Source organism: Bacillus sp. FSL K6-1284, assembly GCF_038002625.1.
GTDB lineage: Bacteria > Bacillota > Bacilli > Bacillales > Bacillaceae > Bacillus > Bacillus paralicheniformis.
Window position 1 is genome coordinate 31,334 of sequence record NZ_JBBOCW010000002.1, and the last position, 13,222, is coordinate 44,555.

16 protein-coding genes and 1 pseudogene are annotated in these 13,222 nt (G+C 45.3%); 2 read left to right on the plus strand and 15 right to left on the minus strand.

Annotation, left to right across the window (positions count from 1 at the left end; translation table 11 throughout):
- Positions 1–12: 12 nt before the first annotated feature.
- The 9 genes and pseudogenes from MHB72_RS22545 to MHB72_RS22585 form a co-directional block, all read right to left on the minus strand.
- A complete protein-coding gene (locus MHB72_RS22545) occupies positions 13–375 on the minus strand; it encodes a hypothetical protein (protein ID WP_340904349.1) in 363 nt (120 codons plus the stop codon).
- Between the two features lie 40 nt (positions 376–415).
- On the minus strand, positions 416–745 hold the full coding sequence (locus MHB72_RS22550) for a hypothetical protein (protein ID WP_340904352.1): 330 nt from the start codon (positions 743–745) through the stop codon (positions 416–418).
- Positions 745–933, minus strand: a complete 189-nt coding sequence (locus MHB72_RS22555; protein WP_340904353.1) for a hypothetical protein — start codon at positions 931–933, stop codon at positions 745–747. The genes MHB72_RS22550 and MHB72_RS22555 overlap by 1 nt, the downstream gene beginning before the upstream one ends.
- Positions 934–1,463: 530 nt before the next feature.
- A complete protein-coding gene (locus tag MHB72_RS22560; RefSeq protein WP_340904355.1) occupies positions 1,464–1,817 on the minus strand; it encodes a helix-turn-helix domain-containing protein in 354 nt (117 codons plus the stop codon).
- A 7-nt stretch (positions 1,818–1,824) separates the two neighbouring features.
- The gene (locus MHB72_RS22565; protein WP_268387822.1) at positions 1,825–2,256 is read right to left on the minus strand and encodes a group I intron-associated PD-(D/E)XK endonuclease; all 432 of its coding nucleotides are present in this window, start codon (positions 2,254–2,256) and stop codon (positions 1,825–1,827) included.
- 452 nt (positions 2,257–2,708) lie between these two features.
- A pseudogene (locus tag MHB72_RS22570) lies at positions 2,709–2,930 on the minus strand (preQ(1) synthase); the annotation flags it as partial.
- Between the two features lie 60 nt (positions 2,931–2,990).
- Positions 2,991–4,136 (minus strand): site-specific integrase, encoded by a 1,146-nt coding sequence (locus MHB72_RS22575; protein ID WP_340904360.1) that lies wholly within the window; start codon positions 4,134–4,136, stop codon positions 2,991–2,993.
- 80 nt (positions 4,137–4,216) lie between these two features.
- On the minus strand, positions 4,217–4,546 hold the full coding sequence (locus MHB72_RS22580; protein ID WP_326087425.1) for a YolD-like family protein: 330 nt from the start codon (positions 4,544–4,546) through the stop codon (positions 4,217–4,219).
- Positions 4,547–4,618: 72 nt separating this feature from the next.
- A complete protein-coding gene (locus tag MHB72_RS22585) occupies positions 4,619–5,401 on the minus strand; it encodes a helix-turn-helix domain-containing protein (protein WP_340904371.1) in 783 nt (260 codons plus the stop codon).
- A 140-nt stretch (positions 5,402–5,541) separates the two neighbouring features.
- On the opposite strand from MHB72_RS22585, the gene MHB72_RS22590 reads away from it, so the two are divergent.
- On the plus strand, positions 5,542–5,748 hold the full coding sequence (locus MHB72_RS22590) for a helix-turn-helix domain-containing protein (protein ID WP_326084815.1): 207 nt from the start codon (positions 5,542–5,544) through the stop codon (positions 5,746–5,748).
- Positions 5,749–5,759: 11 nt separating this feature from the next.
- Positions 5,760–6,755 carry a Two component regulator three Y domain-containing protein gene (locus MHB72_RS22595; RefSeq protein ID WP_340904376.1) on the plus strand — a complete coding sequence of 332 codons (996 nt, stop codon included), beginning with the start codon at positions 5,760–5,762 and terminating at the stop codon, positions 6,753–6,755.
- 14 nt (positions 6,756–6,769) lie between these two features.
- Here MHB72_RS22595 and MHB72_RS22600 read toward each other — a convergent pair whose 3' ends face one another.
- The 6 genes from MHB72_RS22600 to MHB72_RS22625 all read right to left on the minus strand — a co-directional run bounded on the left by MHB72_RS22600 (position 6,770) and on the right by MHB72_RS22625 (position 13,217).
- Entirely contained in the window at positions 6,770–7,072 is a 303-nt protein-coding gene (locus tag MHB72_RS22600; RefSeq protein WP_340904379.1) for a hypothetical protein, read from the minus strand.
- Positions 7,073–7,189: 117 nt separating this feature from the next.
- Positions 7,190–7,420, minus strand: coding sequence for a phage holin (locus tag MHB72_RS22605; RefSeq protein WP_003181194.1), 231 nt, complete (start codon positions 7,418–7,420; stop codon positions 7,190–7,192).
- A gap of 20 nt (positions 7,421–7,440) precedes the next feature.
- Entirely contained in the window at positions 7,441–8,421 is a 981-nt protein-coding gene (locus MHB72_RS22610; protein ID WP_340904381.1) for an N-acetylmuramoyl-L-alanine amidase, read from the minus strand.
- 67 nt (positions 8,422–8,488) lie between these two features.
- Positions 8,489–8,692, minus strand: a complete 204-nt coding sequence (locus MHB72_RS22615; RefSeq protein WP_088272966.1) for a BhlA/UviB family holin-like peptide — start codon at positions 8,690–8,692, stop codon at positions 8,489–8,491.
- 11 nt (positions 8,693–8,703) lie between these two features.
- Positions 8,704–10,572: a phage tail protein gene (locus MHB72_RS22620; protein ID WP_340904385.1), complete on the minus strand. Its 1,869-nt coding sequence runs from the start codon at positions 10,570–10,572 to the stop codon at positions 8,704–8,706.
- Positions 10,569–13,217 carry an XkdX family protein gene (locus tag MHB72_RS22625; protein WP_340904388.1) on the minus strand — a complete coding sequence of 883 codons (2,649 nt, stop codon included), beginning with the start codon at positions 13,215–13,217 and terminating at the stop codon, positions 10,569–10,571. The genes MHB72_RS22620 and MHB72_RS22625 overlap by 4 nt, the downstream gene beginning before the upstream one ends.
- Between the last annotated feature and the right edge of the window lie 5 nt (positions 13,218–13,222).

Genomic DNA, 13,222 nt, shown 5'->3' on the forward strand with positions numbered 1-13,222 from the left:
TTTAACGCCTCCTTATACTGATAATGAATCGTATAGTTCCCGGATCTCTTTTGATAACTCCGTATAATCTGTAGCACTTTCGTCCAAAGCAGGCAGACAATCCACGAGCATTTTGATAAGTTTAACGTTGTGTTCGTCGCATTCTTCGTATAAGTATTCGTTGAATTTGTCGGAAGCCTGCATTCGATCAACCACTTGCTTTACGAGGTTTCTTACGCCCTCCGGATAAGCTACCGCGTATTCGAGCTCCCCTTCTTCGAAACCATAATCTCTCGGTAGCATATCGCGAATTGCCGCAAGTTCCCCGATTAACATTTCGTTTTCCTTCGTCAATCTGTCGATCTCATAACGTATATCTGCGATTTCATCCGTCATTCTAACGCCTCCATTCCGTGTATTTTCGCCAATTCTAACGTCAGCCCTTACGATTACCCTCGACCGTCAGCAAAGACGCTAATTCCCCGCGAAATTCCCGTATAATTCGTGCGAGGTCTTCCAGCGTCTTGGCGTCCGATAATTTAATCCGCCGATCCATTACGTACATGATTGCGCGATCAACCGATGAGAAGTACGCGACCTCTCGCCAGCGTGCGATTGGTGACGGATCAAGGTCGGGATTTTCGGCGAGCCGCTTCGGCCAGTTCGGCGCTTTTGTTGGATCCGTGAAATAGCGTTCATTGACGATGATATTGCGTTCGTCTGACGTGAGTTTGTAGTCGGGGGAAATCGGAATTTCAATCGGCATTACAGCATCGCTCCTCTCGCTTTGATAATTTCAAACGCCTGGTCTTCGGTGAATCCTGCGCGGATAAGGGCGTCCTTTCCTTTTCGCATCAGGACCGCGTTTAGTTCGACTTGGCGGGCGACTAGTTCCATATTGTCGAGTAAAAATTCGATTGTCGACTTCAGGTCATTCGTTTGTGATTCCGTCAACTTCGTCAGCTCCTTCGTTATTAAATTGATTGAGGAAATCGCGGATAGGCCGCATCGGAACTTCGCTTAGTCCGAATGCACCGCCGAATAGTACAGAGGTTACTTTATGTCCGTGATTGCGCATGAGCTTTCCGATGCCAAACTCCGGACTACACGGGCACTTCGGGTTACTACAGTACCTAAAGTCGTTAATATATTGCGTAGCGTGTACGATTAGTTCTAAGAAAATAATACGCAGCTCATCCTTATCAGGTCCGTCGTATCCACACATAAATTCGTTTTGGTAACTTTCGATCATACCCTTGAGAATCGTCTTATCATTCATACTTCCGCAATCCCTTCCGTTTATTATTAAGACCTAGCAATCGTTCGCTTTCGCTCACTCTTGCAGATGTTACTAATCGCGATATATCTTTTATTAAGAATATCCGCGCGAATGTATATGAGCGCTATTATTTAATTGAGTATAGATAATGCGTATAGTAAATGAGTATAGTTCGTCTGTCGTTTGAGCAAGGGACGGGTTCACCTCATGAACCCCCGGCTTCATTTTCGAATGCTTTCGGTATCGGAAGCAACACGTACAGGTTCGATAATTGTCCGCTCTCCCTGCTCCTTCTTTCACGAATATCGATCAAGCCGACTTCCTTCAACTTCCGCAAAGCCTCCCGGGCCGTATTCTCCGAACAGAAACATTCGGCTGCCAACGTTTTGATCGAAGGAAACGACTGCTTGCTGTGATTGTCCGCGTGCATCGACAACATCGTATAAACGAGCTTTTGCGCACTCTTGTCGAGAATCTTGACGTCGACCAATACGCTGCTCGCTACTTGCGCGAATTTGTGCTCGCGTAAATCCAAAACGCCTCGTTCTTCGTTTGTCATTCGTTTATCACCCCGCAATCTCTTTCGTAACGATCTCCGGAAATTCTAAGTAGTCATCGAAGAACAGACGTCCATTTGCGCCTACAAAAGCGTTGCTGCCGACTGTATTCGAATATCTCAACGTAATACTCCTCTTATGCGGAAGATCCCGCCAAACTAGATACGCCGTTTTTCCGGAGTAAAAGTCGTGTAGCGCAAGGATGTCGAAATCTTCCTTACTATAGTGTTTACTCGTAGCGCTTGGACGCGTGATATCGAATTTTACCTTTTCACCGTCTTCTGAACGCGCGCTTTTCACCTGAACCCGATAAGCCTTTCCGTCTTTTTCAACGAGCATGTCGCATTCCGTATTCCCCATCGTAGGTAAGTATGGCTCGTAGCCCTTCAATATAAGATCGCTTACTACGATCATTTCCGCTGCTGCGCCCGTAATCCTCATTTTCGGTAATATAGCAACCGCCTCCTTTGCGTTAGTAACTCCCCGCTGTAGCCTTCACGAAATAATACCCGCGACTTTTCAAAACCGCACAATAAAATCGAAATTTTTCCGCCTTCACTTATAACTGCGCATCAACTTTCCGAAATGGACACCGTTATTAAAATTTCGCTGTCATATATAACTGCGAAGTCACTTTCGGAATGGCACACGTTTTTCTGCGTTCATTATTAGTTGCGTATAAACTTTCCGGATCGGACAGCGTTTTGGGCAAAAAAAAATAGACGCACTCAATCGTACGTCTAAGTCACACTAGCATTAAATTTCGCTTATTTTATAGATAAAAAACGTCACAGCGACGTCACACCGGCATCACACTTCGGTCACACTCCCGCCTATAATTGACGTAAAAATGTTCGGATTTTAATGTGACCGGTCACACATTGATGCACCTCTTACCGATTATCAATCGTCTCCGGATACAGATCATGATTCATCATCCGATACTCGGCCATTTTTTCATACTTTGTGCCGGGTTTGCCGTAGTTGGTGTACGGGTCGATTGAGATTCCGCCTCTCGGCGTGAATTTGCCCCAGACTTCGATGTAGCGCGGGTCCATCAGCTCAATTAAATCGTTCATGATGATGTTCATGCAGTCTTCGTGGTTGAATCCGTATTCAAAACGCTGATGTATCAACGCTCACACACCCGTTCACACAAAACGGTCACACTGCGGTCACACTTTCTCGATTAGATCGTCCAATTTTCCGACTAATTCCGCCTGCATCGAAGGCAAAACATGACTGTACGTTCCAAGCGTCGTTTTGATATGTGCGTGGCCTAAACGCTCCTGAACAATCTTCGGACTGATTCCGATACTGATTAAATACGTCGCATGAGTATGTCGCAAATTCTTCGGAGGGATTTTCGGGAGCTCAAGCTGCGCAATTAACCGAGTAAATGCCCGTCGATAGTTATTCGGATGTACCCACTTACCGTGCTTCGTACACACTACGAGATCATAGTCGATGTAGTCATCGCCGAGAATTTCTTTTTCGCGCTGGACCATTTTCTTATGTTCGATTAAGTATTCGATAAAGAATTTCGGTAAATGGACGGTCCTGAAGCCCGCCGCAGTTTTGACCTCGGGAACTAATCCGTAATTACCTTCGTCGTCTATCTTAGCGAGAGTTTGTCGAATTGTTAAATAACCCTTTTCGAAGTCTATATCGGACCACCGCAATCCGAGAACCTCCCCCATTCGCATGCCTGTAATAACGGATAATACCATCCCGATAAAATAACGAGTTAGTGATACGATGCGATTGCGCGCATTCAAAAACGTTTGTACATTCGACTCGTTCCATACTTTAGAAATACGATTTTCGGGCGGAAGGTTTACATCGTCAAGGATTGCAAGATCGAACGCCCCTTTTCGGGAAGCTTTCTTTAAGACTTCGGCGACAATACCGAAAGCTGTCCGGATGGTTGCTGGCGCAAGTTTCCGTTCATTGTGAAGTCGGTTAATATAATGCTGCAAGACTTCCTCAGTGATGTCTTTAATTTTAAACGTTCCTAGATATGGAAGTATGTTGTAATCAAGCTGCTCCCGGTAATTGACGATTGTACTTGATCGGAGTCTAACCTTTTTTGATTCGAACCATTTTTCAGCAAATGTACTAAACACGCTTTTATTTGGGTTATGAGAATTCTTCTCCTTCTCTACCTCTATTATGACCTGTTTTAAAGCTTCTTTCGCTTCTCGTAGACTCGACATTCCTTGCCTTCTTTTTTGAATTCTTGCACCGGTTATCGGGTGAACCCCGCCGGAATATACAAAATAATATTTTCCGGTTTTATCATCTTTTTTAATAACTGTCATTATCCTCACTCCAACTGAGCGAAAGATTAATGCTAGTTGTGATGTCTTCTATTATATCACTATGATTCCTTTTTAGGGAGTCACACGTCCTCCAACGCAACCCAGACGATCTCCTTAAACGGAATGTCAACGCCATCAATCCGCAATGCCCCTCCGACCGGATCAACGGAATCAATCACGCCGCTCACCGCTTCCGCCACCCAATTACGCCAGTAACGGATTTCGCAAGCCTGGCCGGTCCTGTATGCGTATTGTATTTTCGATTCAAAGTCCGACCACTGTTCCGGATCAATCGCCGGCTTCCGCTCATATGCGTGATCGATTTCGGATTTAAGGCGCCTCAATTGCGCAATGTGCTCCGGCAAGAATATCGACGTCCACTTCATCGTTCCTCTATCGCGTAATGTCATTCGTGATTCCTCCTTCGGACCTATTCGTTATCTATGACGAAAGTATAACACGAACAAATGTTCTTACGCAATCTATTCCGCTTGGAGGAACGTTTCGAACTCCGCCAATAGCCCAACGTTTTTCATGCGATTTTCACGGGCTTTTACCGTCCATGCGGCTTGTCGGAAGCTAGCGTATAGGTAGTCGTCAAAGCGTCTGATTTTCTGCTGTTTTCGTTTGAGAATCGCTGCGTGCCACGCTTCAACGAATGGCTGCGGATGTTCTTCGAGTATCAGCGTCGGATCTACGCTTGCTTTAGCCCGCAATAAGATTCCGTAGTATTTATAAATTTCGTCCGCTTCGAAGCAGCGCGCCATTGCGGAGTAGATTTCCCTTGGTAACGCGTTTTTAAGACCGCAGGCCGGCACCGTATCTAATACGTGATTTTTTGAAAGATTAATAGAATGCGATGGTTCATTCGTAATTTTAGGCGCTTCAGACGTTGGCTCCGTTGGCTTTTCGACATCCTCACGCGTGGTCATTGTCGACTGGTCAACCGGGAGAATGACGAGGATATTGGCGCCGTGGCCTCCGTTTATTTTCCGTGTTGTCGCGACCTTCTGGATGATCGAAAGTGATGCGAGTTTGTTGACGGCACGACGCGCAGTCTTGACGGACTTTCCGATGAGGTCCGCGAGTGTTTCCGCTTTGAGATGCGCAGCGCCGGCAAACTTGACCGCGTAACGAGCGATCGTTTTCAGCGTCAGACGGTCCGTGTCGTTTAATTCGTATGTATTGCGTTTGATATGTTCGTAAACAGCCGCGTTGAGTTCGGCCGTAGAATTGAACGTTTGGTGTTCCGCTAAGTAGTGCATATACTTCACCCCCTTCCATCGAATTATCAATATGGTGATAATTAAATAATATTGATTAATTATCGATATGTCAATAACTTATTTACAAATTATCGATAAAGCGATATAATAGAATTATCAAACGTTTAGGGGTGGTTTAAATGCGCCTTTACATAAAACTTGAGGAAATATTGGACAAGCGAGGAATAAAAAAAACGAAATTCGCTGAAGAAATTGGCGTGAGACATAACGTAGTATCTGAGCTCTGCGCAAACCAACGTAGCTCGTTTAACCGTGAGCACATCGCCAAAGTTGCGAAGGGCTTGGGGATTACGGATATGAACGAATTATTTGAGATCCGAGAGTAGGGGGGATAGAGATGATCAAAGGGGAAGCCGTTTTTAAAGGAGAAACAGAAGTTAAATACCTCTTCCAAAAGTCATCCACAAGTCAAAGCCTAGTTGTGGTCTTTTCTGCATTTGGAGCTGAGGGAAAGCCTCCTGCCTATAACTATTTACGCGCACTAGAAGGGTACGATTGCAATAAGCTATACATATTAGACGACTTCGGATGTAGAGCGAGTTATTATCTCTGTAAAAAAAGGGATTTTTATATCGAAAGATCCATCATTTCGCTAATAGAACAAATAGTTCGGGACAATGATATAAAACGTGTGATTTCCTGCGGATCAAGTAAGGGAGGCTATGCGGCAATTTATTACGGAGTGAAATACGACTTCGATAGCGTCATCTCTGGATCTCCGCAATATTTTCTAGGGGACTATCTTTTTAACAGCGATTCCTTGACGGACGTTTCGAGGTTTATTGCTGGAGGAAGCGATATGAAGGATAAGGAATTTATGAACGCGATACTTCAGGATACCGTAAGAGCTTCAAAGTCTTCACCGAGACTTTACATACATGTCGGGCAACGCGAGTATCACTATAATCACCACGTAAAACCTCTAATTGAAGAGATGAATAAAAAAGGTATACAATATGACTTGGATCTAGGCGACTATTCAGATCATGCTGACGTCGCAAAACATTTCCCGGAGTATCTGAAGCGAATGATTTCGAAAGAAACTGAAGTCCCGTACATAAAGCTTCTCAATGAGCCAAATCCCCCCGTTAAGATTAATGAGAGACATGAATTTCATGCGCACAGTTCAGACCCGGAATCAACATTCGCATGGTACTTATATAAAGACGGAAAAACTATAGAGAAACGTATGTATACTCCATCCAATAAAACGACCATTAATTTCGATGAAGCCGGCCAGTATCAGTTGAAAGTTTTTGTTAAGAATTCCGACAACCGAAAAGTTACCGCCAAAAGTAAAATAATAAACGTAAAAGAAGCCCCATCCGATTAAGGACAGGGCTTTTTCTATTCTACAATTCCATTTCGAGCTTTCAAATGTCTAATATCATTATGAATTTCCTTTAAATACTCAGATTCATCTTCTTTATATTTAATTATCCGAGAAATTCCAAGTAATACACTTCCAAAAAACGCGCAGGAAAGTAAAGACGCAATCGCATATATCCATCGTAATGGGTGCGGCTCTTCATATGTATACCCTTCTGTTAAACCTGGTTCATATGTTTTCATACCAAGACCTAAATATAAGAAAGTAATGACTCCAGCCGCTAGTATAGCGAAACCTACGTATTTAATAAAATTAGACATAATCCAACCCCCTTGTTTTCTCCTCAATTTTAACTTAGCCGAATTATTATGTCATCACAATTATGTACACGAGCACCTACGTTTTTATACGTAGGCGCCCGCCAAAAGTTCCGTTATTTATTCGCCTTTTGTCCGCGCTTTCTTCGTCACGTCGTTATTTTTCCAGTACGCCCACAGCGAAGTTACGCCCATGAACGCGAGCGAAATAAATTGCTGCACGCCTTCCTCATCGACCGGAATCGGACTGTGCCCCGTCATTGTAAGCGTCTGGTTAACGAGTGCCAGCGCAAGTAGTACGAACCGGGCGACTGTGCCCGCGCTAATATTTTCGATTGTCTTTACGTTCATAATATCGTCTCCCTTTTCGATTAGTTTACGGAATAGCCGGCTTTTTTCAACGCTGCAGCGAGTTTAGCTTTCGTATTAGGTCCGTAAATTCCGTCAGCAGACAGCCCGTGCATCGACTGGAACCGTTTGACCGCGTTCGCCGTTTTCGGACCGTAATAGCCGTCGATTCCGTTGTTCTTTGCGCCTTTGTCCGGGTAGAAGTAAACGGCAGCAAGCGCGGTCTGAACTTGCGTTACCTTCGTACCTTTCGTCAGCGGACTCGTCACTTTAAGGACTCCGCCCGGCAGCGTGAACGTCTTTTTAGAGGATCCGGAAGGCTTCGGAGCCGCAGCCGGCTTAGACGTCCCTTTAAGCTTCAGCACTTGACCAACGTAAATTTTATTCGGATCCTTGATGTTGTTCCAGCTCTGAAGGTTCGCCACGCTTACTCCATTCGCTTTACCAATAGCGGAAAGGGTATCGCCTTTCTTAACGGTATAAGTTGCGCCGAATGGCTTAGACGACTCTCCTCCGAGCGCTTTCAATTCCGCAGCGATAGCCGCTTTCACCGCATCCCAACGCCCCTCATCGAGTACACGGTGCGGACAATACTTTCCGCTCCAATCTTGATGTTTCTTAACGCGATCAACGCCCCAACCGCGCTCATTTAGTAATTGTGCGATGAATTTAATCGCAAGCTTTTCGGCAGCTTTATACTTAGCGCCTCCGGACTTCGAGTAGCAAACTTCGACGCCAATAGATGAGCGGTTGCCTGGTCCGTTTCCGTCTCCGCAATGCCAGGCGTTCCGGTTAGTCGGAAGTCCCTGAACGACCTCTTTATCGTCTACCGCAAAGTGATACGATACTTGGTTGTTATTGCGGATCATGTACGCAATTTCATTCGCTGCTGATGCGTCGTTTGCTGTATTGTGAAACGTGATGTACTTCGCATCCATTGAATATGGACACTTAACGGAATACTTGCTTGACGCGACTAGATTTTTCCGGACTGAAATCGCCATTTAATCGTCTCCCTTTCGTTAATTTTGCGCATATAAAAGCCCGCCGGACTCTCACCGAACGGGCGCGTTACTCTCTTCCGCGAAACTTTTCTTCGAGTCTATCGAGCTTATCGATAATGACGTCGTACTTATCGCTGAATTTATCGAGTAGATCCTGTAACCGTGACTCACGCTCACGATTCGATTTCATTACGTAAATCAGCAGCCACGTAAAAAGGACCGCGAACGGCCCTTGCGTTAAAAAGTATTTAATTACGTCGATTTCGTTCATAAATACGCCTCCTATCCGTTTAACCATGCGCGAGTAGTTCTTACCATCGTAGCTCTGCCGGACCACCCCGACTTAAATTGCAAATAAAAGTTCCGAGCTTTATACGTAGGTATACCGAGATCAACCTGAATTTGCGCATAGTTCGTCTTGTTTTTCTCTGTTGGTATAGACACTTCGGATACTACCGATTCCGCACCACCATCTACGCCAAATTCCGTAAGTCTAACGTAGGTATTGAGTGGGTCAGTTGTTCCTGAATAAGGTATACGAGCTGCGACCGTTAGATTCAAGAATCGCGCGTCGTGAGAGATGTAAAGAACTTCTGCGTTCGTATAAGAAGTCGAATCCGATTGGTAATAGCTTCCGGTGAATTCGACGACTGCCGGATCATAGAACGGCTTTTCTTGAACCGCTAAGTTAAACGCAAACATTCCGTTATTTACGAGAACAGCCCCATCCGGCCTCTCAATCGACACTGCCCCTTTTGCAACGTACAAGCCGCTCGAGTCTAGCCGAACAAACTTATTACGATCCGCCTCGTTTATCGCGATCAGATAGTTCCCGTCCCAATAAAAAAGGTCACCGTTACCGATGATCTGAATATTGTTCGTTTTAATTTGTCCGGCCGTCAGAACGCTTGTGACGACGCCGTCCGCCGTGATCGCTTCTTTAAACGTCTTGCCTCCGTCAGTCGTTACGCCTAATCCACTAGATCTCAGCGCCACGAAACGGTTTGGATCGTTAGGATCTCGCGCAATAATTCCCATGCCTTCCGGATATTCAAGCTGGGTTAACGAATTATTAAGCGCCTCAGTTGCGCGCTGTACCGCTTCGTCATACACGTTGTAACGAAGCTTTCCGGAGTTCTCATCGTATATCTTGTCGAGTAGCTGCTTCGAATAGGAAATAACGGACTTTGCGAACGTTTTTAATGTCGAAGCTAACGTAATCCTCGGCGCTTTATTCGATTCCGGATATTCTTCGATCTCCATCACGCGAAGATTCAGTTTTATATCTAACGGCTCGTAGATCGTCGGAACAGTATCACCGAGTCCCGGTTTAGCCACCGCATAGCCAGCGTTTTTTAATTCGACGAAATCAAGTTCGATCGTAATTTCCGGCTTATCCTGCAACTTCTCCTTTAGATGACGTTCGAGAGTCGCTTTATGCGTAATCGTCTCGTTCGTATAAATCGGCGCGTGGCGAATTCCGTAGACTCCGGCCATAGGCGATGTATATTCCGCAGTGACAACCGGCTTTCCGTTCTTGTCCTTCTTACCCTCTCCGCGAATATATGTCGATAAATTCGAGCTGTCGACGGTTTTCCTAAACGTTTTGACGTTGTGATTATACCGAAACTGAAAGTCTGGCGAGATACCGATCTTTTTATAAATCCGGATGTCCCGTCCGACGATTTCGTATTCCGCTTCGAATTGATCAAGTGCCTTCTTAAATAGCGATAGGCAATTGTCGTTTCCGAAATCCTTGAACTCTTCCGCGTCAAAAGAATCGATAATACTAAACGTCCACCCCGTATCACGGAAAATGAAATCAAACACGACGTTAATTGAATGGTTGCCGTCTGCCAACGTATCATACCGAAAATCCTCGTCGATTAGATCGAAAAAAACGTGCGGGGCCGTGACGGATTTAACCGGCGTAACCCCGACTAGTTGATCGACACATTGCTTAATTCGATAGTCGATTCCGTTATATGTTATGACGGATTCCTCTTCGACAAGATCGAAAGCATGTGCGTTATGATCTGTTTTCGGCAATAAAAAAGACAGTGAAATATCGCCGTTCACTGTCCGTTTTATCGCTAGGTTTGTATAGCCGGTCAGCACTTCGGAAGACCCGGTTATATTCTTTATCTTCATTCGGTGCCCTCCTCGTAAACTTCTCCGGTAATTGCTGCGTATTGTTCACGGCTAATTTTCGAAAGAGTAACGTACTTTGCGACTTGCTCCTTCGTATATTTTCCGTTCGAGTAAAGAATACGAATGTTCTTAAACCACCAATCCGGATCACTTGAATCCGCTAGATACAGGAGCAAGTCGGCGTTTTGCGAAAGAGCGATCGAACCTGACGAATCAGGCGTAAGCTTATTTACTTTTGCGGTCAAGTCTTGAACCTGGGCGTAAAGCTCTTGTGTAGCTTTAATTAATGGTCCGATCAATTCTTCGTATCGCAGTCCGTAAATAAAGTCGCCCGTTTCGTTTCCTGCTTCGTCATATTCCGGATTCTTTGAAATTGGCGCAAAGTCATCCGTTAAAATTCCGAGACTGTTGACGACTTCTTCGACTTCCTGCGCGATTAGTCCGTGATGTGTGCGATTGCTTGTTCCATCAAGAAATTTATAAGAACGAGGTGTCAGGCGACTAATGAAGTTCAGTCCGAGAGTCTCATCGACTATATCTTTCTTGTAGTTTCTGTCTGATGTCGAAATTGTCCCGGAAGCAACGTAGATGTACGCCCACCTATTCGTACTCATACCGATAGATTCTTTGTTGTCCAGTTTCGGATTTAAAAAGCCGAGGATTTCTTTGTTTTTCGTTTTCCATCCATCGATCTGATCTGCCGAGAGAGTTCCGTCGAGATATTTATTCTCAACGATTTCGCAAACGGGAGTTCCGATTGTTGAATCTGTCGGAGCATCAAGGCGAATCCCGCGTCCAGTATTTACGAGCTTGTTCCGTACAATCGCGATACGGTTCGTGTTAGGATGCGCATAAATGCCGTAGTTTGAAACGCCGGAACCGTTGAAGACGTTATTATGAATCTCGACTCCGCAAACGTAGGCTTCAATCCTGACAGGTTTCGCTGTTGTACCGGACATGTTGTTTACTACGTTGCCGAAAATTTCGATTCCAACTTCGCCTATATATTGGTTGGAAGCGTTACGCGAAATATAAAGCGCTTGGTTTGTGTTGGTGATCGTGTTGTTAGACAGGATTGCGCCGACCCATTTAAATCGTTGGTCTGCGGCAGTTCCATCAATGATCCGGATACCATCTTTAAAGCTCGAAACAGTGTTAGATGTTACAACACAATCCCTCGCCCATCCTTCATAAAGGCCGATACCGTAACTTGAGTTGTTCGAGGTTCCGATTACTGTATTATTCGAAATCCTGGAAGATCTCGTTCTTATCATCGGACCATTTAACTGACACTCATTAAACGTATTACCTAAAACGGTAACTGCATAAGTCCCGCCGTGGCTCGTCATCGGATTCTGTGTCGATCCTTTGGTTTCACAATTGTTCACGTAGCAGTTGATCGACGGAGTTTCTCCGGTTGTATACGTGATATCAAACGGCTGCGTACCGTTTTCTGCATACGATCCGAAGAATCCACAAGCCTGGGACGATACGACCTTGAAGGCATTCCGTGTGTACATTTCGGTTGGGTCCGTTGTGGTATCGTAATAGATACGGCTTCCGCTATCGCCACAAGCGAGAGAGTTTTCGAATATAATGAAGTACCCGTCAGATACGCTATAAGCCGTGTTGTTTCGGGTATAGCAGTGGTTGCCGTACTTCACGGTGATGAATCGAGACGCTTTACCAGTAAAATTAAGGCCGTCAATGATGACGTTTTCGATCGGCGTGACTTTCTGAATCGTCGTAGTTGCTCGCGCAGTCGAAGCCGTTTCATTCGCGCTGTCGGTCCGATAATCTGGAAATAAGAGTCCTGCTGTAATTTCGAATGATGTCATTGACGTGATGGTTTTTACCCGAACATATTCACCGAAATAACATCCCGGCACAGAAGCCGTTGCGTAACCCAACCGCCAGTTATCGCCAGCGTCGGCAGATAACGCATCCCTTTGCGATTTAATACGGACTAAATCACCGACTTTGAGTCCGTGCTCTACCGTTGTTTCTATAACCGTGCTACCCATTGTCAGGTTAGCCGCAATTGGGATTTCCTCACCGATAGATCCCTCGATGACGATTCCGTTTCCTCCGTTTACTTCAATCTTCGCAGCCGGATCGCTTGTAATTCGGATATTGCTTTTCGCATAGATCGGAGCATCCAACGTAACGTCCTTCGAAATGTGAACGTTGCCGAGTCCGTTTTGTGACGCATACTCAATCGCTTTATTAATGGCCGCCGCATCTGTGTCGCCTTCCTCTTTGAAATCCAGCGCATTGAGACTAAGCGATTGAACCGATGATTGGGTCGACATAACTTCGACTTGGTTTGCGTCAATACGCGCTTTTAACGTAGCGTACTCTTTTCCGTTATAGTCGACACGAGCTTGTGCGGTTTCGGGATCAATAGAACCTTCGAGCACAACTCCGTTAAATTGCTCCTGAACATTGTTCGCAACGCGTTCGGCTTCGTCTGCGGTCGTTAACGCTTGGCTTGCCGTTTTGTTGGCCGCTTTTGCTTCCGAAAGCGCTTCGTCCATTTGCGCCTTTGATGCCGATACATCTCCATTCATAGCCCGGAAATTTTCGTTTATCGTGTTGCGAAACTCGCGGTCTAATGGCGCTTTTACGTCTTTAATATTCGCCATATATC